Annotated in this window: 22 protein-coding genes; 13 read left to right on the forward strand and 9 right to left on the reverse strand. The window is 65.6% G+C overall.

Translation table 11 applies throughout. The features are described from left to right. Nucleotide 1: 1 nt before the first annotated feature. A complete protein-coding gene (locus tag AWB79_RS29690) occupies nt 2-1,228 on the reverse strand; it encodes an MFS transporter (protein ID WP_063963571.1) in 1,227 nt (408 codons plus the stop codon). A gap of 222 nt (nt 1,229-1,450) precedes the next feature. On the opposite strand from AWB79_RS29690, the gene AWB79_RS29695 reads away from it, so the two are divergent. From AWB79_RS29695 to AWB79_RS29720, 6 genes are all read left to right on the forward strand, one after another. Then, nucleotides 1,451-2,809 (forward strand): short-chain fatty acid transporter, encoded by a 1,359-nt coding sequence (locus tag AWB79_RS29695; protein WP_063963572.1) that lies wholly within the window; start codon nt 1,451-1,453, stop codon nt 2,807-2,809. Between the two features lie 45 nt (nt 2,810-2,854). Then, complete coding sequence (locus tag AWB79_RS29700) at nt 2,855-4,336, forward strand: class I adenylate-forming enzyme family protein (protein ID WP_061171013.1); 1,482 nt, start codon at nt 2,855-2,857, stop codon at nt 4,334-4,336. A gap of 20 nt (nt 4,337-4,356) precedes the next feature. Then, on the forward strand, nt 4,357-5,172 hold the full coding sequence (locus AWB79_RS29705; protein ID WP_061171014.1) for an enoyl-CoA hydratase/isomerase family protein: 816 nt from the start codon (nt 4,357-4,359) through the stop codon (nt 5,170-5,172). A gap of 35 nt (nt 5,173-5,207) precedes the next feature. Continuing rightward, complete coding sequence (locus AWB79_RS29710) at nt 5,208-6,203, forward strand: MDR family oxidoreductase (RefSeq protein WP_061171015.1); 996 nt, start codon at nt 5,208-5,210, stop codon at nt 6,201-6,203. A gap of 176 nt (nt 6,204-6,379) precedes the next feature. Further along, complete coding sequence (locus tag AWB79_RS29715; protein WP_061171016.1) at nt 6,380-6,817, forward strand: YqaA family protein; 438 nt, start codon at nt 6,380-6,382, stop codon at nt 6,815-6,817. A 68-nt stretch (nt 6,818-6,885) separates the two neighbouring features. Further along, nucleotides 6,886-7,404, forward strand: coding sequence for a GNAT family N-acetyltransferase (locus AWB79_RS29720; protein ID WP_061171017.1), 519 nt, complete (start codon nt 6,886-6,888; stop codon nt 7,402-7,404). A 10-nt stretch (nt 7,405-7,414) separates the two neighbouring features. Here AWB79_RS29720 and AWB79_RS29725 read toward each other — a convergent pair whose 3' ends face one another. From AWB79_RS29725 to AWB79_RS29760, 8 genes are all read right to left on the reverse strand, one after another. Next, complete coding sequence (locus AWB79_RS29725; protein ID WP_061171018.1) at nt 7,415-8,659, reverse strand: MFS transporter; 1,245 nt, start codon at nt 8,657-8,659, stop codon at nt 7,415-7,417. Between the two features lie 25 nt (nt 8,660-8,684). Beyond that, a complete protein-coding gene (locus tag AWB79_RS29730; protein ID WP_082862501.1) occupies nt 8,685-9,875 on the reverse strand; it encodes a M20 aminoacylase family protein in 1,191 nt (396 codons plus the stop codon). Between the two features lie 15 nt (nt 9,876-9,890). Continuing rightward, entirely contained in the window at nt 9,891-10,370 is a 480-nt protein-coding gene (locus AWB79_RS29735) for a 6,7-dimethyl-8-ribityllumazine synthase (protein WP_061171019.1), read from the reverse strand. A gap of 21 nt (nt 10,371-10,391) precedes the next feature. Continuing rightward, nucleotides 10,392-11,867 (reverse strand): sodium:solute symporter family protein, encoded by a 1,476-nt coding sequence (locus AWB79_RS29740; RefSeq protein WP_061171020.1) that lies wholly within the window; start codon nt 11,865-11,867, stop codon nt 10,392-10,394. Further along, nucleotides 11,864-12,085 (reverse strand): DUF3311 domain-containing protein, encoded by a 222-nt coding sequence (locus AWB79_RS29745; protein WP_061171021.1) that lies wholly within the window; start codon nt 12,083-12,085, stop codon nt 11,864-11,866. The genes AWB79_RS29740 and AWB79_RS29745 overlap by 4 nt, the downstream gene beginning before the upstream one ends. 207 nt (nt 12,086-12,292) lie before the next feature. Beyond that, on the reverse strand, nt 12,293-13,723 hold the full coding sequence (locus AWB79_RS29750; protein WP_061171022.1) for an NAD-dependent succinate-semialdehyde dehydrogenase: 1,431 nt from the start codon (nt 13,721-13,723) through the stop codon (nt 12,293-12,295). Nucleotides 13,724-13,751: 28 nt separating this feature from the next. Continuing rightward, nucleotides 13,752-14,264, reverse strand: coding sequence for a flavin reductase (locus tag AWB79_RS29755; protein ID WP_061171023.1), 513 nt, complete (start codon nt 14,262-14,264; stop codon nt 13,752-13,754). Between the two features lie 40 nt (nt 14,265-14,304). Next, nucleotides 14,305-15,678: an LLM class flavin-dependent oxidoreductase gene (locus AWB79_RS29760; protein WP_061171024.1), complete on the reverse strand. Its 1,374-nt coding sequence runs from the start codon at nt 15,676-15,678 to the stop codon at nt 14,305-14,307. Between the two features lie 183 nt (nt 15,679-15,861). Between AWB79_RS29760 and AWB79_RS29765 the strand changes: the two genes are divergently transcribed. The 7 genes from AWB79_RS29765 to AWB79_RS29795 all read left to right on the forward strand — a co-directional run bounded on the left by AWB79_RS29765 (nt 15,862) and on the right by AWB79_RS29795 (nt 23,864). Continuing rightward, complete coding sequence (locus AWB79_RS29765) at nt 15,862-16,419, forward strand: helix-turn-helix domain-containing protein (RefSeq protein WP_061171025.1); 558 nt, start codon at nt 15,862-15,864, stop codon at nt 16,417-16,419. Nucleotides 16,420-16,686: 267 nt separating this feature from the next. Beyond that, nucleotides 16,687-17,646, forward strand: a complete 960-nt coding sequence (locus tag AWB79_RS29770) for a hypothetical protein (protein ID WP_061171026.1) — start codon at nt 16,687-16,689, stop codon at nt 17,644-17,646. Between the two features lie 19 nt (nt 17,647-17,665). Then, the gene (locus AWB79_RS29775; RefSeq protein ID WP_061171027.1) at nt 17,666-19,033 is read left to right on the forward strand and encodes a hypothetical protein; all 1,368 of its coding nucleotides are present in this window, start codon (nt 17,666-17,668) and stop codon (nt 19,031-19,033) included. A gap of 25 nt (nt 19,034-19,058) precedes the next feature. Then, nucleotides 19,059-21,218: an 8-amino-7-oxononanoate synthase gene (locus AWB79_RS29780; protein ID WP_232471059.1), complete on the forward strand. Its 2,160-nt coding sequence runs from the start codon at nt 19,059-19,061 to the stop codon at nt 21,216-21,218. Nucleotides 21,219-21,236: 18 nt separating this feature from the next. Beyond that, complete coding sequence (locus AWB79_RS29785; RefSeq protein ID WP_061171028.1) at nt 21,237-22,373, forward strand: PLP-dependent aminotransferase family protein; 1,137 nt, start codon at nt 21,237-21,239, stop codon at nt 22,371-22,373. After that, entirely contained in the window at nt 22,366-23,106 is a 741-nt protein-coding gene (locus AWB79_RS29790; protein WP_061171029.1) for a GIY-YIG nuclease family protein, read from the forward strand. The genes AWB79_RS29785 and AWB79_RS29790 overlap by 8 nt, the downstream gene beginning before the upstream one ends. Then, on the forward strand, nt 23,103-23,864 hold the full coding sequence (locus AWB79_RS29795) for an amidohydrolase family protein (protein WP_061171030.1): 762 nt from the start codon (nt 23,103-23,105) through the stop codon (nt 23,862-23,864). Before AWB79_RS29790 ends, AWB79_RS29795 begins: the two co-directional genes overlap by 4 nt. Nucleotides 23,865-23,867 lie beyond the last annotated feature (3 nt).

Consider the following 23,867-nt stretch of genomic DNA (forward strand, 5'->3'; position numbering starts at 1 on the left):
TCTACCAGCGCGGCTGTTTCTTCAGAAGCGGACTCATCGCGATCAGGCCGAACAGCGGGCCCGGCAGCAAGAGCAGCGAACTCCACGCACCCAACGCGTGATACACACTCGTCGCCGAAAAGATCGAGCAGGCGGAGATGAAGAAACCGAGACTGTTTTGTATCGTCAGCGCGCCGCCGACCCGTTCGGGCGGACAGGCGCGCACGGAAAGCGCGGAGAACTGCGGTGAATCGGCGACCACGCTCACGCCCCAGATCAGCAGCACGGCGAGTTGCGCATAGGCGGGCGCTTTATCGGCGAAAAACGGGTAGAGCAGACAGATCGATCCCGACACGAGAAGCGCGGCGAACGCCGCGCGCGCACTGCCGAAACGCTTGCTGAAAGCGCCGCCGGCGACACAGCCCAGCGCGCCGATCCCGATCACCGCGAAGGACCACAGCGCGACGTCCCGCGTGGACGCCGCAGCGCCGCTCTGCAGTGCATGAACGACGAGCAGCGGCACGAGCGTCCAGAATGCGTAAAGCTCCCACATGTGACCGAAATAGCCGAATGCCGCGGCGCGGAATTCGGGTGATCGAAATACCGAGCGGGCGTTGCCCACGCCTGCCTTCGATTGAGCCCGGCGTGCATGCGGCCCTTCGCCGAGCGTGAGCACCATCGCCGCGCCGATGAGCGCCAGCAGCGACGACGCAAGCACGACTGTCTGCCACGGCAGCGCGTCGAACGCGCCGCGTATTGCATGTACAGAAGCCGTACCCAGCGTCAGCATCGCGACGAGCCACGCGAGCGTCTGCGCGGCGCGGGCAGGCGCCCAGGTCACGAGCAGCTTCATGCCGAGCGGATAGATGCCCGCGAGCGCGACGCCCACGCCGAATCGAAACACGACCGCCGATGCGAAGCCCGAGCTGCACAAGGCAAAGAGCGCATTCAGCACCGCGCCGAGCACGCCGCATGCGGCGAAAACGCGGCTCGTCGGCAATCGGTCCGCGATGCCCGTAAAAGCCGAAATCAAGGTCCCGACGATAAACCCGGCCTGCACGGAGTTCGTGAGCCAGCCCATTCCCGATGCGGTGAGGTGCCACGACAACTGCAGATCGTGCATGGCGGCGTTCGCGCTGAACCATAGCGACGTGCCGAACAACTGCGCGAGCGCGATCACCGCTATTGCGCGATTGGCGCGCGACGCCGCCAGCGCTTCTGTTCGATCCGCGCCAAGTCCGGTGCTCACTCGAAAGTCTCCTCAAAGGTCATGTCCGTTGCCTGGTCGAGCCGCGTCAGTACTTTCCCGGAACCACTATAGGTTTTTGTAGACGACCAGTCAACTAGGGGCTATAACGTCCCTAACTGACCGGTCGTCTAGTACCTCGCCCACATGACTGAGCGACATGAAACGCATCAGACAACGGAGACATGAGCAATGGAAAAGGTGAACGCAGGAGCAGCGTCGTCAATGAACAGGCCCGTGCGATCCTACGGGCTACGCGGATTCACGCGCGTGTGCGTGGTGCTTGTCGAGAAGGTGATGCCGGACCCGTTCGTCATCGCTGTATTGCTTACGTTGCTGACGTGCGTGCTCGCGGTTGCGCTCGCGCCGCATGGCGATATCGGCACGGTTGTGACGAGCTGGTATGACGGCGTCTTCAAGATCGCGAGCTTCGCCTTTCTGGTCGCATTGACGCTCGTCACGGGACACGCATTGTCGACCTCGAAGCCCGTGTCGATGTTGCTCAGGAAGGTCGCGTCGTATCCGACGACCGCCGCGGGCGCGATGACGCTCACCTTCTTCGTCTCGATGGCCAGCGGCCTGCTCAACTGGGCGGTCGGTCTGGTCGTCTCCGCGTTGTTCGCCCGCGAGATCGCCAAGCGTGTGCGAGTGGACTTCGCGTGGCTGGTCGCGGCGGCGTACGCGGGCTGGTCGTTTTATCCGTGCGGCCTTTCCAGTTCCATCGCCCTCTTGAGCGCGACCAATGGCTCGCCGCTGAACATCATCGAGAAGGTGACCGGCTCGGTGCTGCCGATGCGGGAATTCCTGCTGTCGCCGTTGAACTTCGTTCCGGTCATCGTGCTCGGCGTGCTGGTTCCGCTCGTGTTTCGAATGATGAAGCCGCATGACAACGAAACCATCGCGGCCGATCCGGCGAAACTCATCGAGGAAGACACCGTCGATGTCTCGACTGAACGTCCGAAGACGTTCGCCGCGTGGCTGGATCACGGATGGGTACTTAACCTGATTCTCGTCGTGCTGGGGATGGGCTATATCGTGATGAAAGTCATGGCCGGCAAGTTCACGATGGACCTGAACATGCTCGTCATGATCTTCCTTATCCTCGGTCTGGTGACGCACTGGACGCCGCGGGCCTACCTCACCGCAATCAACAACGCCGCGAGAGTCGCCGGTCCCGTGCTGCTTCAGTTTCCCATCTACGGCGGCATCATGGGCGTCATGACAGTGACGGGCCTCGCCGACGAAATGGCGAAATGGTTCATCAGCTTTTCGACCACGCACACGCTCCCGTTCTGGACCTTCGTCTCGTCCGTGCTCATCAGCATGTTCGTGCCGAGCGCGGGCGGACACTGGATCGTGCAGGCGCCGTTCGTCGTGCCCGCGGCCCAGCATCTCGGCGTCTCGCAGCATGCGGTCGCCATTGCCGTCGCGCTCGGCGAAGGCGTGGCCGATATGGTGCAGCCGATGTGGGTCATTCCGCTGCTCGCTATCGCCGGCGTGGGCATGGGCCGGGTGATGGGCTTCACCGTCATCATCTTCTTCGTCATGCTCGCGGTAATGGGAGGCACGCTCCTTCTGCTGTAAGCGACTCGTTCAATCATTCGCATACTTTGGTGTCACTGAACGCTCATGGATGAAATGAATAACCTTGGCTTCATTCTCGCGGCCGCGTGTCGAAGGCATGGCGCGGCGGTCGCGATCGAAGCGGCTGAAACGAAGCTGACGTACGAAGCGCTGCTCGAACGCGCGATGCGTGTCGAGCGCGCACTCGCCGCGCACGATTGCCGTCCCGACGAACCCGTGCACGTGCTCGTCTCCAGTCATCCGGCCGACCTTGCCGGCTTTCTCGGCGTGTGGCTCGCGGGCGGCGTGGTGGTGCCGCTGCATCGCACGTCGCCGGCGAGCGTGATCGACAGCGTGCAGGGCCGAAGCCGCGCGCGGCTCTTGGTCGACGTGGCGCGCTCGGAAGACGACGCCGTCACGCGAATCGGCGAGACGCCGCCGCCGGCGCGCCCGCAACTCGAACGCGCCGCGATGATCATCTTCACGTCCGGCTCGACGGGCGTTCCGAAGGGTGTCGTGATCGGTCACGACGCCTTCAGCGGAAAGCTTCGCGCAATCGACGCGATGATCCATTTCCGCCGCAACGAACGCACGCTGCAACTGCTAAACATCACGTTCAGCTTCGGCATCTGGTCGAGCCTTCTGACGCTGATCGGCGGCGGGACCATCGTGCTGCCGCAGAAGTTCGTTCCGGCGCTGCTGCTCGAACAGTTGCGCAATGAACAGATTCATCGCGTCGGCGTGGTGCCGACCATGTTGCGCGCCATGCTCGCCGTGCTCGCGCAGGGCGCCGACGGTCTCACCGCCGCATGCCCGACGCTGCGCCAGATCCTGACCGGCGGCGAGCAGTTGAGCGAGCAGCTCGCGACGCAGGTCGCGCGGCTCTTTCCGGATACCGATCTGGTGAATATCTTCGGCCTCACCGAGACATCGACCTGCGACTTCTTCCAGTTTCCTCCGGACCGGCAGGCGAATCCTCACTCGCTGGGCTTGCCGTCGAGCAACGTACGGTTTCGCGTCGTCGATGAACCGGGCGCGCCGTGTGGGCAGGGCGTCATCGGCGAATTGCAGATCAGCAGTCCCTTCCTGATGACGGGCTACCTCGATGAACCCGGCCTCACGCAAGCGGCATTCTCCGACGGATGGTTCAGAACGGGCGACCTCGCCCAGCTCGATTTGGACGGTCAGGTGCGTCTGATGGGCCGCTCGAAGGAGCTCATCTCGCGCGGCGGCAACAAGGTCACGCCTATGGAAGTCGAACGCGCCCTCAAGCAATACGAGGCCGTTTGCGACTGCATGGTCGTAGGCGCGCCCGATGAGATTCTCGGCGAGCGCATTCATGCGCTGATCGTTCCGAACAGCGGCTGCGCGATCGAAGCGGACCCGCTGCGCGCATTTCTTTCGACCCGGCTCGACCGCTTCAAGATGCCGGACTTCATCTATATCGCCGATGCGCTTCCTGTCGGGCGAACCGGCAAGGCGGACCGGCGCGAGCTGCGCAACATGATTTCCGGCGGCACGCTTTCGCCCCTTGCGGGCCGTTCCTGAGACCGAACCGGAGACACCCGATGTCCGAATTCATCACGCTCAAATACGAAGTCAAAGACTCGATCGCGATCATCACGCTGAACCGTCCTGAGCGTCTGAACGCGCTGGGCAAGAAGTCGCTGGAAGAGATCAACGCGGTCATGAACCGCGCGGAAGACGATGAAGCGGTTCGCGCGATCGTCATCACCGGTGAGGGAAAGGCGTTCTCGTCGGGCTTCGACCTGAAGGAGCAGATGGAAGCGCGTCCGGAAGGCGCGGCCGTGTGGCGCGAAATTCTCGACCGCGATTTCGATACCACCATGCGTTTCTGGGACTGCCCCAAGCCGACCATCGCCGCGGTGCACGGCGCGTGTGTGGCCGGCGCGTTCGAGATCGTGCTCGCCTGCGATATCACCGTGGCCGCGCGCTCGGCCATCTTCGGCGAGCCCGAACTCAAGTTCGGCGCGGGCATCGTCACGATGCTGCTGCCCTGGATGACCAACCCCAAGCAGGCGAAGGAAATCATTCTGACCGGCCTCGACCATATCGGGGCGGAGAAGGGCGCGGAACTGGGCTTCGTCAATCGCGTCGTCGATGAAGGCGAGCACTTGAACGAAGCGCTTCGCATCGCGCGCACGATGTGCGTCATCGACCCGAACCTGATGCGCGAAACCAAGCGCGCGATCAATCACAGTTTCGAAGCGCGCGGCATGAAGGAGACGCTCAAGCACGCGCTCGATATCGACCATGCGGTCGAGACGGCGGTGTCGCCCGACAAGAAGGCGTTCATGGAAGTCGCGCGCGCGCAGGGCATGCGCGAGGCCATCCGCTGGCGTGACCGCCGCTTCGAATTCTGATGCTTCAAACCCGAATCATCCAACTGGAGAACGTAATGTCCGGACAGACCTTCAATGCAATGATGCTCCGCGAGGAAGACAAGAAGACCAAGGCCGCGATCGAGAAGCTCGGTTTCGACTCGCTGCCGGACGAAGACACGCTGGTGAAGATCGAATATTCGACCATCAACTTCAAGGACGCGCTGGCCGTTACGGGCAAGGGGAGGATCGTCAAGACGTGGCCGCTCGTTCCGGGAATCGACTTCGCCGGCGAAGTGGTCGAGACGTCGAACCCGAATCTGCGCGCCGGTCAGAAAGTCGTGCTCACCGGCTGGAGCGTGGGCGAGAAGTACTGGGGCGGCTACAGCCAGTATCAGCGCGTGCGCGGCGAATGGCTGGTGTCGCTGCCCGAGGGTCTCACCACCCGGCAGGCGATGATGATCGGCACCGCGGGCTTTACCGGCATGCTGTGCGTGAACGCGCTCGAAAGCGCGGGCATCACGCCCGCCAGCGGTCCGGTGCTCGTGACGGGCGCGGCGGGTGGCGTGGGCAGCGTGGCCGTCGCGGTGTTGAGCAAGCTGGGATACGAAGTCAGCGCGCTCACCGGCAATGAAGAGAAGCACGAGTATGTGAAGGGCCTCGGCGCCAAAGAGTTCGTCGATGGCCCGCAATGGGCCGACGCCCCGCGTCCTCTCGAAGCTCAGAAATGGGCCGCGGCCATCGACACCGTCGGTTCGAAGGTGCTCGCCCGCGTGCTCGCCGAGATGAACTACAACGGCGTGGTCGCGGCGTGCGGGCTCGCCGGAGGCGCGGACCTGCCGACCACCGTCATGCCGTTCATCCTGCGCGGCGTGCGGCTGATCGGCGTCGATTCGGTGATGCTGCCGTCGAAGGATCGCATCAAGGCGTGGAACCGCATCGTCATCGACCTTCCGGCGACGCTGCTCGACGGTATCGCCGCGCAAACGGTCCGGCTCGAAGACGTGGGCGCAGCGGCCGAAGCCATGCTCGCGGGTCAGCTCAAAGGCCGCGTGCTGGTCGACGTGAACTGACGTCCGTGCGTCGCGAGGAAATTGCCCGGATGCTTTCGCTGCTGCTGCGTTCATCCGGGTACTCGATGAACGGCTATCATGCACGCTTCGGCAAGCAGGGAAGCGTTCATGGGAATTCACACATCGGGTCCGTTCATTGAAATCGTTCGCTGGCACGACCGAGGCGACGGTCTTCCATGCTGACGTGGTCGGTCTACAGCGGCCTGTTTCTCGCGGCCTTCGGCGCGGCGACGCTGTTGCCGCTCCAGTCGGAGGCGGTGCTGGTCGGACTGCTGCTGAGCAAGCACTATTCGGTGAACCTGCTGCTTGCGGTGGCGACGGTTGGCAACGTGCTCGGATCGGTCGTCAACTGGCTGCTCGGCCTCTATATCGAACGCTGGAAACACAAACGCTGGTTTCCCGTTTCCGATGAAAAGCTCGAAAAGGCCCAACGCACCTACCAACGCTTCGGTCAGTGGTCGCTGCTCCTGAGCTGGGCGCCGGTGATCGGCGATCCCCTCACGCTGCTCGCCGGCGTCATGCGCGAGCCGTTCATGCGCTTCGTGTTGCTCGTGACGATCGCAAAACTCGGCCGATACCTCGTTCTTACCCTCGTGACGCTGGCGATCGTTTGAATTGGCGCCTGATTTTTGTTCGGATACTATAGTAGACGTTAGTCAACTATGAAATACGGGCTCGAACGATGAATATCCGCGATGCAGTGCTCGACGACCTCCCGGTCGTCACCTCGATCTACAACGACGCCGTGCAGCACACCACGGCAATCTGGAACGACAGGCTCGTCGACGTAGCGAACCGCACGCAGTGGCTCGCGGAGCGTCAGAAGCAGGGCTACCCGGTGCTGGTCTCGGTCGATGAAGCCGGAGAGGTCACGGGCTATGCGTCGTTCGGAGACTGGCGCGCGTTCGATGGCTACCGCCACACCGTGGAGCACTCGGTCTACGTGCACGCCGGTCAGCGCGGCAAGCGCATCGGCGAGGCGCTGATGCTTGCGTTGATCGAGCGTGCGCGCGGCATCGGCAAGCACGTCATGGTCGCCGCGATCGAATCGGGAAACAAGGGCTCCATTCGCCTGCACGAGAAGCTCGGTTTCAGTCACGTGGGCCAGATGCCTCAGGTCGGCATGAAGTTCGGCGAATGGCTCGACCTCACGTTCCTTCAGCTGATTCTCGATGACCGCGCGAAGCCGGGCGACGCCTGAATTGCACGCGCTAGATTCGTGATGTCTCGCCTCTCGCCTGCCGTCTGAGCAGCGGGGCGAATCCGGCCAGGCCCGCGATCGGACCGATGACGAGCAGCCACGCCGAGTCGAGCCCGATTCTCTCGAACAGCGTGGTTGCCGCCGAGATCGATACGACCGTGATCGCGAAGCCGATCGAGTTCTGAATCGCGAGCGCGCTTCCCACGAGTTCGGGCGGGCAAGCCTTCGCGGAGAGCGCGGAAAACTGCGGCGAATCCGCGACCACCGTCGCGCCCCACACGAGCAGCAGAAGAAACAGAAGCGGGGTGCCGGCATTGCGCCACATCAGCGCGAACAGCACGCAGCACGTGCCCGATATCGCCAGCGCGCCCGCGGCGACGCCAGCGCTGCCGATCCTTCGCGACAGCATGCCGCCCGCGAGACAGCCGACGGCGCCCGCCGCGAAGACGAAAAACGAAAGACCGGACACGCCGCCCGCATGCACGCCCTGCGCCAGCGATGAGCGTGAAATGTAAAGCGGCACCAGCGTCCAGAACGCGTAGAGCTCCCACATGTGGCCGAAATAGCCCAGCGCCGCGCTGCGAAAGTCGGGGCGTTTGAGTGCGTCGAAGATTCCGGGCGAAGCGGCGGCCGCGCCTGCTTCCTGCCGGCGAGGATCGATTCGTGGCCGTGGCCCGTCGCCGAGAACGGCGATGAGCGCGCCCGCGATCAGCGCCAGCACCGACGACGCCACGATGATCGCCTGCCACGGCCAGTCCGCGCCTACCACTTTCAGCGCGTGCGGAAGGCCTGAGCCCAGGGTCAGCATCGCGACGAGCTGCGCCAGCGCCGGACCGGTTTTCTCGGGCGCCCACTTGACGATCAGCTTCATTCCCATCGGATAGATGCCGGCCAGACATATGCCGACGAGAAAACGGCACATCGCGCCGGAAAGCACGCCTGTCGCGAGCAGCGCGAACATCGCGTTGAAGATGGCGCCGAGAACGGCGCTCAGGACGAAGATGGAACTCGCGCGAAACCGGTCGGCGATGCCGGTCAGCGACATCGTCAGCGTGCCGAGGATGAAGCCAGCCTGCACCGCGCTGGTCAGCCAGCCGATATCCGTGGCGCTGGCGTGCCACGCGCGCGTGATTCCGGAAGCAGCGCCGTTGGCGCTGAACCACAGCGAGGTTCCGAACAACTGCGCGAGCGAGATCACCGACACGGGGCCGGCGCGTTCCACCAGCAGTCGCCGCACGCCGCTACTTTCCGCCATTGCCAAGGGAATATCTCCTGTCGTTTCAGCGCGCTGCGGACGGCCGCTGGAAATAGCCGTGCGCCAGCGCGGTCCAGTAGCGAACGCCTGCCGGGATGAGCGCGTCGTTGAAATCATAGGCCGGGTTGTGCAGGCCCGCATCGCCACCGCTTCCGGCCAGCACATAGGCGCCGGGACGGGCTTCCAGCATGAACCCGAAGTCCTCCGATGTCATGTTCGGTTCGACATCGGCGTGAACCCGGTCGTCGCCGAAGGTGGAGCGCAGCACGGCGGCGCAGAAATCGGTTTCGGCTTTCGTGTTGACGGTCGCCGGATAGTACTGGAAGAACTCCGTTTCGATCCGCACGCCATATGAATGCGCTGCGCCCTGACAGAGGCGGTCCACGCTCGCCTTGATTTCGTTCAGCAGGCGCGACGACAAGGTGCGAATCGTCCCTCGCATCTCGACCGATTCGGGCACGACGTTGTCCGTCTCTCCCGCGTGCATCATGCAAACCGACAGCACGGCCGGATCGACCGGATCCTTGTGCCTCGCGCAAAGCGTCTGGAACTGAAGCACCAGCGCGCAGGCGATCGGCACGGGATCGATGCCGAGATGCGGTTGCGCCGCGTGCGCGCCGACACCTTTCACGACGATGCGAAAGCGCGTGCCCGCCGCCATGATCGGCCCCGCACGCAAGCCGAAGTGTCCCACGGGCAGGCTCGGCCAGTTGTGCATCGCGAACACCGCTTCGCTCGGGAATTGCTCCAGCAAGCCTTCGTCGAGCATGCGCTTCGCGCCCGCGCCGCCTTCTTCCGCAGGCTGAAAGACGAAATGAACGCTGCCGGGCAATCGCGGCAATTGCTTGAGCACGCGCGCGGCGGCCAGCAGCATGACCGTGTGGCCATCGTGACCGCAGGCGTGCATGCGGCCTTCGTGACGCGACGCATATGCGTGCTGACTCGTCTCGCGGATCGGCAACGCGTCCATGTCCGCGCGCAGCAGAATCGCGCGGGAAGGATCGGCGCCGGGCAGGCTCGCGACCACGCCGGTTCCACCCAGCCCTCGCGTGACTTCGTATCCGATCTGCCGTAGTTCATCGGCCACCGCTTCCGAGGTGCGGACTTCCTCGTAGCGCAGTTCCGGGTGCGCGTGCAGGTCATGCCTCAGTGAAATCCATCGCGGAAGATGTTCGTCGATCAGTGCGTCCAGTTGCGCTTCAATACCTTGATTCATGCTCGTTTCGAATGTTCATGTCAGTGTCTCGACGCGATAGTCGTCGAGCGCCTGCAGGCTGAGAAGTTGCTGCATGCAAGCCTCGGCCAGCTCGCCTCCCTTGATCGGAAAATGGTCCTTGAAGAACTGCAGATGCGCCGCGTGCTCGTGAAAGTGGTGTGGCGTGAGCACCATCGAGAAAACCGGAACGTTCGTATCCAGTTGCACGCGCATCAGTGCATCGACGACCGTGCTCGCGACGAAATCATGGCGATAGATTCCTCCATCGACGACGAACGCCGCGCCCACGATCGCGTCGTAACGCCCGCTCGCCGCGAGCCGGCGCGCGAACAAGGGAATCTCGAACGCGCCGGGAACGGTGAAGTAGTGGATGCGGCTTTCATCCATTCCTTTGGCTTGCATGCGACGCGCGAAGGCTTCCTTGCCCGAGGCCAGGATGTCCGAATGCCATTGCGCTTCGACGTAGGCAATCTCGAATCCGGAGTGTCCGTTCATCACGTCATCCTCAATGGTTCGTCAAAGCGCTGTCGCGCCGCTGCGTGCTTCATCGGTCGCGCGTCTCGTGAGCAGGGTCACGATGACGAGCGTGATTACGTTGAGCACGAGCGCGACAATGCCGACGTTCAGGTCCTTCAGCGCATCGGGGAGGAACGGGAAAAGTTGCGCGATCGTGCTCTTCGTGAGCGACACGGCCGCAACCGTCGCTTCTCCGACGATGATGCTCGCGAAAGCGGCGGGCCGCGTGACCGGGTTATTGCGCATCAGCGAAGCCACGAGCACCGGGAACAGTTGCGTCACGAGCGCATAGGCCATGAGCAGCAGCGAGACGATGGTCTGCCCGCCCTGCAGCGTGAAGAACACGGCGGCCAGCATGATGAGCGGCGCGATCCAGCGCGCGGAAGCGGCGATGTGTTCCTTGCTTGCGCCCGGCCGCGCCACGCGGTAGACGTTATTCGCGAGCAGCGTCGATGCGGTCATGAGGATCATCGAGCCGGGCACGATCGCGGTCAGCACACCGGCCGCGCCGATCACGCCGACGAACCAGGGATCGAATGTCGCCATCGAGATCTTGAGGAGCGCCAGATCGATTTCGGTTCCCTTGAGGCCGGGAATGCGCAGGACCGCCGCGAAGCCCACGAAGAAAATGAACAGCAGCATGAGCTGATAGATCGGCAGCACGTAAGCATTCCGGCGCAACACTTCCTCGCGTTTGGCGGTGTAGGTCGCCATGAACATGTGCGGCCACATGTAGAAGCCGAGCGTCGAGAGCAGCACGGTCGAGACGAGCCACACCGGGCTCTCGCCGCGCGACGACAGGGCGAGAAAGCCGGGCTTCGCTTCTTCGATGGCGGCGAACATCTGCCCGACGCCGCCGTAGTAATGGAACGGCAGGTACAGGCCCAGAAAGACGGCGACGCCCATCACGAGAATGTCCTTCACGACGGAGGTCCACGCGGAGCCATGCACGCCCGACAACGCGACATAAACGGCGACGACGGTCGCCCCGATCCATACGCCCTGAGTCGATGACAAGGCCGAATACGAGGCCACCGTCACGATGATGCCGAGCCCCTTGAGCTGCAACACGAGATACGGAATGAGCGCGACGATGCCGACGATCGCCACGAACACGCCGAGCATCGGGCTGCTGTACTTCGCGGCGAAGAAGTCGGGTTGCGAGATGAGGCCGCGCTGCTTCGCGTATCGCCAGATGGGCGGAAGCAGCCAGTACGACAGCACGAAGCACAGGCTGCCGTAGCCGATCATGTAGTACGCGGCGCCGCCGTGCCCATAGGCGTATCCGCTGCCGCCGAGGAACACGAAGGTCGTATAGATTTCTCCGGCCATCAGCAGGAACACGATCGCGGTGCCGAATCCTCGCCCGCCGACGGCCCATTGCTCGAGACTCATGCCTTTCCCTGGCCGGGCGCGGATGCCGAGAAACAACGCCAGCGCCATGGCGGCGAAAATGATCAACAGTGCGCTATTCATGCATGGTCTCCCGCGAATTCTTCACTGGTTTTGACGCGGTGCTTGCTGTCGGAATGGCAGATGAGCGCCATCACGATCGACGTGATGACGAGCGTCCCGGCCAGCCACGCAAGCAGAAAGGGCATGCCTAGAACGAACGGCGTCACGCGATTCAGGAAGAACGGCCCGAGCAGTACGAACGCGGGCGGCAGAACGACGAGGGTGTGGATGGGACGCATCGAGACTCCACAAGCTTTTATTTTGAAAAGACGAGCGGAGCCACGGGCTGCAATGTCCCGGACGAGAACGCCGTCAACCTGTGCGGTGTTGCCTTGCCCCGGAATGCCACCGCTGGCATTCCGTCCTGCACGCGCCTGGTCGCGACCAGACGCGAGGAACTTCACATGCGGTTTATCGGCCGATTCCCGCCCGACGCGATCAGACGATCACACGATCAGATGCGAGATGCTCTTGACCGTCGTATAGCACTCCAGTCCTTCGACGCCGCCTTCGCGTCCGTAGCCGCTTTCCTTCACGCCGCCGAACGGCGTCTCCGATACGGCCGACACGAAGTGATTGATCGCGAGATTGCCCACGTCCATTTCCTGTCCGAGCCGGTACGCCGTTGCGGCGGAGCGTGTGAACGCATAGCCCGCGAGCCCGAAGGGCAGGGCGTTCGCCTTCGCGATGGCTTCATCGAGGGAATCGAAGGGCGTCACGAGACACACGGGCCCAAAGGGTTCCTCATGCATCACGCGAGCGGAGTCGGGCACGTCGGCGAGAATCGTGAAGGGGAACAGATAACCCGCGCCCGGCAGCCGCTTGCCGCCGCACATGAGGCGCGCGCCTTCATCCACGGCGTTCTGCACGAGCGCTTCGATCGCCTCCAGCCTGCGACGGTTCGTGAGCGGGCCGATATCGCTGCCGGATTCGAGCGGATGGCCGACACGAACCTCTTTGCCATGCCGCACGAACGCGGCGACGAACGCGTCATACACCGCGCGATGCACGAAGTAGCGCGTGGGCGCCACGCAGACTTGCCCCGCGTTGTTGAGCTTCCCCTTCACGCATGCAAGCGCGACGGAATCGACATCGATGTCATCGCAGACAATCACTGGCGCGTGACCGCCCAGTTCCATGATCGCCGGCTTCATGAAGCGCGCCGCGAGTCCCGCGAGATGCTTGCCGACGGGCGTAGACCCGGTGAAGGTGATGCCGCGCACGACCGGATTCGAGATCAGATGCTCCGAGATCTGCGCGGGATCGCCGTAGACGAGATTGAGCACGCCCGGCGGCAGGCCGGCGTCCATCAGCGCGGTCGCGAGCATGACCGCGCCCGCCGGCGTTTCCTCGGCCGGCTTGAGAATGATCGAGCAGCCGCTCGCCAGCGCGCCGCCGATCTTGCGGGCGGGCGAGCTCATCGGGAAATTCCACGGCGTGAACGCGGCGATGACGCCGAGCGGCTCGCGAATGACAGTGTGACGCATGCCCGGCTCGGCCGGAATGACGCGTCCGTACAGACGCTTGCCTTCGTTCGCGTCCCAGGCCATCAGGTCGCAACTGCGCAGGACTTCGGCGCGCGCCTGCGCGAGCGTCTTGCCTTGTTCCATCGCAATGACGGGCGCGATCGTTTCGACCCGCTCGCGCAGAAGCTCCGTCGCGCGCAGGATGATTTCCGCGCGCCGCGCGGGCGATGTGCGCTTCCAGACCCGGAGCCCACTTTGCGCGGCGGCGAGCGCGTCATCGAGGTCGTGCGGCGTGGCGTTGGGGACGGCTCCTATCACGGTCTCGTCGGCGGGGCTGATGACCGGCTGGCCCGGCGCATCGCGCCAGGTTCCATCGATGAGCAACTGAATCTTCGGGTAATGGATTGCCATTGAAAAATCTCGATCCGGTTTCGACACGTCACGCCGCCACGGGCGACACGCCGGCCGCCGCATTGCCGACGCGATGAAAATTGCGTGCGTAATAGATGAGCGCATCGGCTTCGCTGCGCGTGCGCGTGGCTTCGATCGTGCAGAAGAAGACCGTGTGGGTGCCGACTTCCGTGGTGGATCGCACCGCGCAATCGAGCGCGCTGATCGCGTCTTCGAGCACCGGCGCGCCGGTTTCGAGCGCGTGCCATTCGCCGCACGCGTAGCGCTCGTCCATGCTGGCGTCTTTAGTGGCGAAGCGCGCCGCGACGTGTTGCTGTTCCGCCGACAGCACGTTCACGCACAGCACGCCGTTCTCGCGAATGATGGCGTTGTTTCGGCTCGACCGGTTGATGCAGACGAGCAGCGTCGGCGGGTCGTCGGTGACCGCGCACACGGCGGACGCGGTGCAACCCGCGCGGCCCGCCGCGCCGTCGGAAGTGATCACGTTGACGGACGCACCCAGGCCCGCCATGGCTTCTCGAAAGTTGGTCTTGTCGATCATGATTTCGCCCGATCCGGTTGCGGATGATGGATATGAGAGATCAAAGGTCCTGCCCGAAGCCGCCGCGATACTGCGCCGCAGGATGCGACTCCGGCAACCGCGCATGGCCGAAGAGCTTCTCGCGATAAGTCCCGTCGCGATACGCCGTCTTGTACGCGCCGCGCTCCTGCAGCACCGGAATCAGCAGATCGACGACGTCATCGAAGCATTCGGGCACCACCGTGCGCGACAGATTGAAGCCGCCGATGCCGGTTTCCTCGACCCACGCCATCATCAGATCGGCGATGCTTTGCGCGGACCCGACCCACGGCGTCTGCCGGCTGCCGAGCACCATCTGTTCGAGCAGCTTGCGGCGCGTCCATTGCGGTCCGGCGGTGCGCGTCATCGCCTCGACGTTGGAGACGATCGCCTGGCTCTTCTGCGTATCTACGGGTTCGTCGATGTCGTAGCGCGAGAAGTCGATGCCCAGCGACGCCGCCGCATGCGCGAGCGCCGCCTCCGAGCTCACGTAGCGCCGGTAGTCCTCGAGCTTGTCGCGCGCTTCGGCGTCGGTTCGGCCGATCACCAGCGTCGCGCCCATGAAAACGTTCACGTCGCTCGCACTGCGGCCGTACTGCGCGGCGCGCGCGCGAATGTCGCCGACGATCTCGCGTATGCCTTCCTTCTTCTGGCCGTTCACGAACACGCATTCGGCGTGCGTCGCGGCGAACTGCCTGCCGCGCGTCGACGAGCCCGCCTGATAGAGGACCGGCGTGCGCTGCGGCGAGGGCGCGCACAGATGCATGGCGTCGACCTTGTATTGCGCGCCCCGATGATGAATCGCGCGCACGCGCGACGGCGACGCATACACGCCTTTCTCGCGGTCGTTGAGCACGGCGTCGTCGGCCCAGCTTCCTTCCCAGAGCTTGTAGACGAGCGACATGTACTCGTCCGCGAGGTCGTATCGGTCGTCGTGCGCGAGCTGATGATCGATGCCGATGGCCCGCGCCGCGCTGTCCAGGTAACCCGTGACGATGTTCCAGCCGATGCGTCCGCCCGTCAGATGATCGAGCGTGGACATGCGACGCGCGAACAAAAACGGTTGCTCGTACGTGAGGTTGCACGTGACGCCGAAACCCAGATGCTTCGTGACGGCGGCCATGGCTGGCACGATCATCAGCGGATCGTTCGCAGGCACCTGCACCGCGCCGCGCAGCGAGGCATCGGCGTTGCCGCCATAGACGTCGTAGACGCCGACGACGTCCGCGAGGAACAGGCCGTCGAAGAGCCCGGCTTCGAGCTTCTTCGCGTAGTCCATCCAGTACTGGAGTTCGCCGTGCCTGCTGGACTGGTCGCGCGGATGCCTCCACAAACCTTGCTGGATGTGGCCGACACAGTTCATGTCGAAGGCGTTGAGGCGGATTTCTTGCGGCATGGTCGTGTCCTGTATTCGATGGCGCCTGATAAGGCCTGAACTTCGATGTGTTTACTATAGTGGACGATTGACTACTGTCAAAAACAATTTAGCTCGGGGTTTACGCTCGGGCATACGAAGTAGAGGGAGGGGGCGCCGCTTATAATTTGTCGCTCCGCATCCAACCGACCACGAGGTTTCCGAGTGACGAGTGACCCGACTGACGCCATCGCCACGCGCATCAAGATCGAGCGCGAACGGCGGAACTGGTCGCTTTCCGAGCTCGCGGAGCGCTCCGGCGTATCGAAAGCGATGATCAGCAAGATCGAGCGCGGCGAGGCCAGTCCGACAGCGACGGTGCTCGGACGCTTGTCCGGCGCGTTCGGCCTGCAACTGTCGACACTGCTCGCGCTGGCGGAACAGGCCGGTCTCCGGATCAGCCGCGCGGATGCGCAGCCGGTCTGGAAAGACCCGGAAACGGGCTACACGCGACGGGTGCTGTCGCCGCTCAATGGTTCGGTGCTCGAACTGGTCGAAGTCAATCTGCCTGCCCGCACGCGGGTGTCGTATCCGCCGTCTGCGTTCACGTTTCAGCATCAGCAGATCTGGGTGACCTCGGGCACGCTGGTGTTCGAGGAAGGCGAGGCCACGCACACGCTCAATACGGGTGATTGCCTGCAACTCGGGCCGCCGGTCGACTGCACGTTCGTCAATCCGACCGATGATCCCTGCGTCTACGTGCTCGGACTCGTCAAGCGCTGAACGCGCATCTCCACGCGGAACCGCCGCAGTGCGTGTTCCGCGTCCGCTGAAGCTTCCCCCATCCGCCCCCATGCGAAGCGTCCTTCGCGGCGCGGCTGCGTCCGTCCTGCGATAAACGAAGCGGCATTCGCCCGCGGTTTGTGCGCGCATCGGCGAAACCCTTGTGCGGCAAGGCTTTCGCGGCTCCGTTGAAACTGGCACGACCTTCGCGAATAGAAGGGCGTGCGAGCTTTCGGTCTCGCCAACCAGCGCAAAAGGAGCGACAAAATGCACGATATCGGAACTTCCCGGCCCTCCGGATGGGGCCCCGGCTATAGCGAGTTTGAGCAGGAATTGTCGGCTGAAGCGGCGGGCGAGACGGCTCAGGAGTTCGAGGGCGAAGGCGAGTTCGAAACCGAGTTCGAAGTCGGCGAAAACGAATTCGAAGGCGAGTTCGAAGGCGAAGTCTCGGGCGAAATGCAGGAGATGGAGCTTGCCGCCGAACTGCTCGGCGTCAGCAACGAGCAGGAGATGGAGCAGTTCCTGGGCGGCCTGATCAAATCGGTCGGACGCGCGGCGACCAACTTCGCGAAGTCGTCGGCGGGCAAGGCGCTCGGCGGCATTCTGCGCTCGGCGGCGAAGTCCGCTTTGCCGATCGTCGGCAGCGCGCTCGGCAACTTCGTCGTGCCCGGCGCGGGCGGTGTGATCGGCGGCAAGCTCGCGAGCATGGCGGGCAGCGCGCTGGGCCTCGAACTCGAAGGCCTGAGCAACGAGGATCGCGAGTTCGAAGTGGCGCGCCGCCTCGTGCGCATCGGCCAGCATGCGACGCATCATCTCGCCTCGATGCCGCCACACGTGCCGCCCGCGCGCGCCGCCCGCATCGCGTTCCTGCGCGCCGCGCGCCAGGTCGCGCCGGGACTCGTGCCCGCCATGCGCGCGATCTCGCGCAACGGCGTCGCGGCCGCGCGCCGTGCGCCGGTGCCGATCTTCGGCGGACCCGCCGCCCGCCGCGCGCCCGGCCAGCGCTATGTGCCCGGCGCGTTGATCGACGGCGTCGCGCCCGTCTATGACGGCGCGCCCGCACCCTTCTACGACGGCGCCACGCCGGCCGCGCCCGTGGCGAGCGCGCCGTGCCCGAACTGCGGCACGCATACGCAGGTCGGGATTCCGCACAGCGGGCAATGGCGGCGTTCGCGCAACGGGCGCGCCATCATCCTCTATCTGAGCCCGCGCCGCGTGGCGTACTGAACCGCGAGGCTCGAGTGCGATGAACCCGTGTGTAGAAGCGCTGCGTCTGCTCGAACAAGAGGTGCTCGGCATCCGTGCGAGGCTCGACGCGCAACTCCCGTACGCGCTGCAAATGCCGATGGTGCCCGCCGCGAACGTCAGCGACGAGGCGATGTCCGCCATCGAACGGCATATGCAGGTGGCCCGCCAGCAATTGCGCAAGCGCATCGCGCAATTTCTGGGGCAGTTGCGCGCCTTGCCGGCCACGCCCGCGAACGTCGCCCGCGCGCAGCGCCGCTATGCGCTCCTGAAGCTGTATTTCCACGCCGCGCTCACGCACTTTGAAATCTTCGCGGAAGTGCTCACGCAGCGCAGCCAGCACGGCACCGGCATCTGGCTCGCGGGCCTCGATGTCGCCGCGCAGGACGGCCTGCGGCAGCCGGGCGTGCCGGTCGCGCCGCCGCCCGTCATCTGCTATGTGGAGCGCGGGCACGGCGGCGCGATCCGGCGGGCGCGCACGCGGCTGCCCGGCGGCGGCAACAACCCGGTCGCCGTGATCCGCATGCCGCGCGAGCGGATGGTCGGCACGGGCATCGCGGCGTCGCTGTATCACGAGGTGGGACATCAGGCCTCGGCGCTGCTCGATCTGGCCAATGCGTACAAGCGCGCGTCGCCGTCGCGCTTCGTGCGCGGGCCTTCGATCTGGCGCGCGTGGGACCGGTGGATCGGGGAGATCGTCGCGGACTTGTGGGCGGTGTCGCGCGTGGGCATCGCGGCGACCGTCGGGCTGATGAGCGTCGTCAGTCTGCCGCGCGCGTTCGTCATGCGCATCAATCTGGACGATCCGCATCCCGCGCCGTGGATCCGCGTGAAGCTCTCCGTCGCGATGGGCCGCGCGCTGTATCCGCATCCGCAGTGGTCCGCGCTCGAAGCGGTGTGGGAGCGGCTCTACCCGCGCACGCAGATGAGCGCCGCGCAGCGCGCCTCGTTCGATGCGCTGTCGCGCGCGATTCCCCGCTTCGTCGCCGTGCTGCTGTCGCTGCGCCCGCATGCGCTGCGAGGACGGACGATCGGGGCGGCGCTCAGCCTGCCGGATCGCCGCCCCGAAGCGCTGCTCGCGCTCTGGCAACGCGTCAGGGCGCGCCCGCAGCAACTGCTCGCGGATACGCCGACGCTCGCATTCGCCGTGCTCGGCCAGGCGCGCTACAGCGGTCTGCTGCCCGCGCAGACAGAGCTGAAGGTGATCGCCGAGCTGTTGCAGCGCTGGGCACTCGCGGGCTACCTGCCGTGGAGCGCGGGCAGCACGCAACTGAGCGTGGCGCTCAACCAGCGGCGGCCGCCCGCGATCCCGCCGCACGTGAACTCGCCGTACTTGAACCCGTTGCACGCCAACCCATTCGCCGCTTGATGCTGATTCCCTGAAGGAGAAAACGATGAGTACCATCCCATTCCCGGGCGTGCTGCAACTGAAGGTGGACCAGGACGATCCCGACAACCCCGGCAAGTTCACCGTGCAGATTCCCGTCGAGACGCTCGCCGCGACGGAGCGCAGCGCGAGGGGGCCGCTGCGCCGCGCGAGCCAGGGCGCGCTCGCGCCAGCGAGCGCGCTGGCGGGCGGGCCGGCGGTCGTGCGCACCATCACGCTGTCGAAGAATCCGGATACGACGGGCGGCACCGGCGCGGGCGACCTGCTCCTGCAACTCGCCGACGCCGTCCGGGCCATCGTGACCGCGGCGACGTCGCAGGACGAGGTCATGCGCATCGCGGCGTATCTCTTGAGCGGCGACAGCGTGAGACTGACCGGCACCTACACGCCGCCCGCCGACCGGGCCGTGGTGCCGTCCGCGGCTGCGTCGGCCGGCGGCGCGCCGGCTGGAGCGCCCGCGGTCGCGCAGCGCATTCGGACCATCGGGGTGGGCGCGCCCAGCCTGGCGGACCCGGCGCGCGCCGACTCGACGAGCCTGGCGGTTCCGGACGCGCGCGGCGTGGCCAGCCTGCAGACCGATACGCTGGGCGTCGCCACGCCGGCGCCTGACCCGACCGGCGACGCGATCACCGATCGTTCCGGCGTGGTCGGCGACGACCGCATGTTCGGCGCGGTCACGCCGGTCTCGATGCGCCGTTCGTCGCTGCCGCTCACCGCCGACGTCGCGCTGTGGATTCTCATCAAGCGCAATGCCGAGCTGCTTTCCTGGGAGAACTACACGCGCAATCTCGATCTGCTGTTCTTCAGCAGCGGGACGGTGGACGAGCGCCCGCTCTATCCCGGGGCGGCGCGCCTGAGCCGCCGCCGCTTCCTCCCGTTTACCGACACCGACGCGTATCGCGCGCTCAAGGTCGCCACCGAGGCGTTTGTCGTGACGTGGGGCGCGGTCGTGCACGACGGCACGGACAACGCGAAGGTCATGGCGCTGCTTCAGGGCGATGATCGCGCGCGCCTGCTCGCGAACGAACGCCTCGGCCTGAAACTCACCGACAAGGACGTGAAGGCGCTCGCGAAGATGTACCTGACCGAGCATCAGAATCTCAACGAGTCGCCGTCCGTGCCGTATCTCGAACGCATCGTGAGTCAGTTGCAGGGCACCGGCGCGGGCGATATCGCGCAGTCGGCGCAGGACGCGCTCGTCGTGCAGCAGCGCGAGAATCCCGACTTCGGCCCGTGCCACGAAACCTGCCTCTGGCTCACGGCCTGGAACAACGACATCTCCGCCAAGCTCATGCATCCGCCGCTCATCGAGCTGATCTGGAGCTACTGGATGGAGGAGCTGCAACTCGTGCAGACGATGAACGCAGTCTCGCGGCGTTTCCAGAACATCTCCAGCGGTCCGCGCGATCCGCTTGCGCAACTGGAGCTCGACTCGCTGCGGCCGCTGAACAACCTCATCTGGGGCTGGGTGCAGGACGAGCAGCATCGTCTGCCCATCGAGCGGCGCGCGGCGGAATACGCGCATCAGTACGGCCTGCAACTGTTCGGCCGCGCCGTGCCGAAGATGCGTACCGCCGACAACCGCAGCAAGTTCCTCGAAGCGTTCCACACGCTGCTGAATCAGTGCGTGCCGTTCTTCCGTCAGTCCGACGACACCACGGTCGTGCCCGACGGCTTCCCGATCCTGAACGCGCTGCGCGAAGTGCACCTGATTCTGTCGGAAGGCGCGCACAACCAGTTCCTCGATCTGCCGACGACCTCGCGCATCGAAATGATGATGCAGCAGTGGCTGCTCGCGCGGCCCGAGTTCCGCGAGTATCTGCCGCGTCGCGCGATGGTCGCGTATCCGGAGCCGTGGATGCATTCCGTCGAAAGCATGCGCAAGCTGCAAGGCTGGGGCGACACCAACACGTTCCAGTTCTGGCAGCTCGCGACGATGGGCGAGCAGATCGTCTCCTCGATCCGCTGGGGCGACTGGAATTCGATCAACGATCCGGCCAACGCCGCGAACTGGGCCACTTTCTTCCGCCCGGAGATTCAGGCGTATATCCACTCGTACCGGGCGGTGACGGGGGTGGACGTGAGCGCGGAACCGGTGGATGTACAGGTGCCGGGCATCCATCTGCTCAGGCGTCTGCGCGAGCGGCGCAACAACCTCGCGGCGTGACGGACGGCGAGGCGCGCGATGATCGACTTCGCTTCCGCGCTGTATCTCGGCATGCGGCATCCGGCGGGCGCGCTGGGCGGCTGGGATGCGCTGACGAGCGGCCTGCCCGCGGCGCTGGCGGCCGCGCCGCTCGCCCGCCGCGTCGCCGCCGACGCAGCCGCGCTGCAGGGCGCGGAAGCGGGCATGGTCGGCGCGTCGACGCTACATCTGGCGATCGACGCGTTCGAGCTGCTCGGCCGCACCCACGCGCTGATCGCCGACGACGCGCTGTATCCGGTGATGCGCTGGGCGCTCGAACGCATGATCGGCCGTGGCGTGCCGGTGACGTGGTTCCGCCAAGGCGATGCCGCCGATCTCGCGCGCAAGCTCGCGTGGCGCGGTTCGGCGCGCCCGCCCGCCGTCATCACCGACGCGACCGTCGGCGGCGGCGTGCCCGCGCCCATCGGACGTTATGTGGATGCGGTGCGGCGCGAAGGCGGTCTCGTGCTGGTCGATCACAGTCAGGTGCTCGGGCTGACAGGCGAGCGCGCATCGCCGCGCAGTCCGTGGGGGCAGGGAGGCGGGGGCGCGTTGCGGCATGCCTCGTTGCCGCAGCCGTCGCGGCAGCCCGTGCTCCTGCTCGCGTCGTGGGCGAAGGCGTTCGGCGCGCCGCTCGCCACGTTATGCGGCCCGGCCGCGCTGATCGGCCACATCGCCCGCGACGGGCCGACCCAATCGCATTGCAGCCCGCCGAGCGCGGTCGCGCTGCTGGCCGCCCTCGATGCGCTCGCGATCAACCGGCGCGCCGGCGCGCGATTGCGGCTGCGGCTGCTGCACCGGCTGCAGCGTCTGCATGACGGGCTCGCTGGACTGGCGCGCGCTGCGTTGCCCGATCTGCATCTGTCCGGCCGATGGCATCCGCTGCAACGAATGACGCTTGCCAGCGACGAACGCGCGCTCGCGCTGCACGCGGGCCTGAGGGCGCGCGGCATGCGCACGGCGCTGCTGCGCCAGCGCGGCGGCGGCTATGCGCTGATCGTGATCGCGCGGGCAGATCATCGCGTGGCGGAAATCGACGCGCTGCTCGCCGCGATCGCGTCGCTCGCCCCGCATCTTCCCGCAGCGAAGCGCGTCGCGCGGCGTTTAACCGTATCGAAGGAGATCGAGCATGTTTAAGACCGCGGACGGACACACACTGGACCTCGCGCCGTGGCGCATGCGACGCTTCATGCGGCTTCTCGCGCAGGCGCGGCGCACGCCGCCGGGCATGACGTCGCGCACGCTTACGCAGGACATGCAGATTCTCATGCGGCGCGCGCGTCGCGTGGACGCGGACCCGCGGCGCAGGCTCGCGCGTTTCGAAAGCGCGGGCGCATGCTGCCGCGCGTGCTTTCTCGCGCGGCAGAAGCGCGATGCGATGGAGATCGTCGCGCTCGCGATCGCGCCAGGCGGGCATCTCTACGAGCAGGAACTCGAATCGATGCCGAAGTCCGCAACCATCACGCTCGACTGGAAGCCCTACGGCAGCCTCGAAAGCGCCGCAGACAAGGTGCGCGGCATGGGCGTCTATATCCTGACGAGCAACGGCCGGCCGCTTTACGTCGGCAAGTCGCTCGATCTCGCCGACCGTCTGCGCGCGCATCGCCTGTACGCCACGCAGCACGGCGCCGGGCTTGCCGTGTGGGTCGCCAATACGCGCTCGGCGGGCCAGGCGGCGGCGGTCGAGCACGCGCTGGTGCGGACGCTGGGCCGCGGCCTGACGAACACGAAGCTGCATGGCGACATGCGCGTGGGAAAGCGCGGGCTCGACATTCGCGGTCTGCTGCCGACGGCGTTCGGAACCTATGAAAAAGCGCCGGGAAACCGGGCCTTCCGCAAGGCCGGCGGGATCTTCGAGCTGACGCCATGATTATCGACTTCCATGTGCACGCCGGGCAGGGCGACGGCATGACCGGACCTTGGGACACCACCGCGCCGCTCGCGGCCTACGCGCGCCGCGCCACGCGCGCGGGCATCGCGCGTTCCGTGCTGCTGCCGGTGTTTCAATCCGACTACGCGCAAGGCAACCGCGATGTCGCCGCCATCGTGCGCGCGGACCCGCAGCGCTGGATCGGTTTCGCGATGGTGCACGCGGAGCGCGATCGCGAGCGGATTCATCGCATGATCGAGGAAGCCGTGCTGATGCTCGGCCTGCGCGGCATCAAGGTGCACCGGCACGATGCGCGCATTCATCGGCAGGTCTGCGACGCCGCGCAACGGTGGAATCTTCCCGTTCTCTACGATCCCGGCGGCGAGACCGGCGGGCTCGAACTGCTCGCGCAGACGCATCCGAACGTCGCCTTCGTGTTCGCGCATCTGGGCAGCTTCGCCGATGACTGGGCGGCGCAGCGGCGCGTCATCGATCTTATCGTTCGGTATCCGAATCTGTTTGCCGACACGTCCGGCGTGCGGCGTTTCGATCTGCTCGAAGAAGCGTTCCGTCGCGCGGGGCCGCGCAAGCTGTTGTTCGGCACCGACGGACCGTGGCTGCATCCGGGTCTGGAACTCGCGAAGATCCGCGCGCTCGAGCCGTCGCGCGAAGCGTTCGACGCCATCGCGGGAGGCAATGCATTGCGTCTGCTCGCACGCGCGCGCGTGATGAGCGCGCCGCGCGCCGCCGCGCATTGATCT

Source organism: Caballeronia hypogeia (assembly GCF_001544875.2).
Taxonomy (GTDB): domain Bacteria; phylum Pseudomonadota; class Gammaproteobacteria; order Burkholderiales; family Burkholderiaceae; genus Caballeronia; species Caballeronia hypogeia.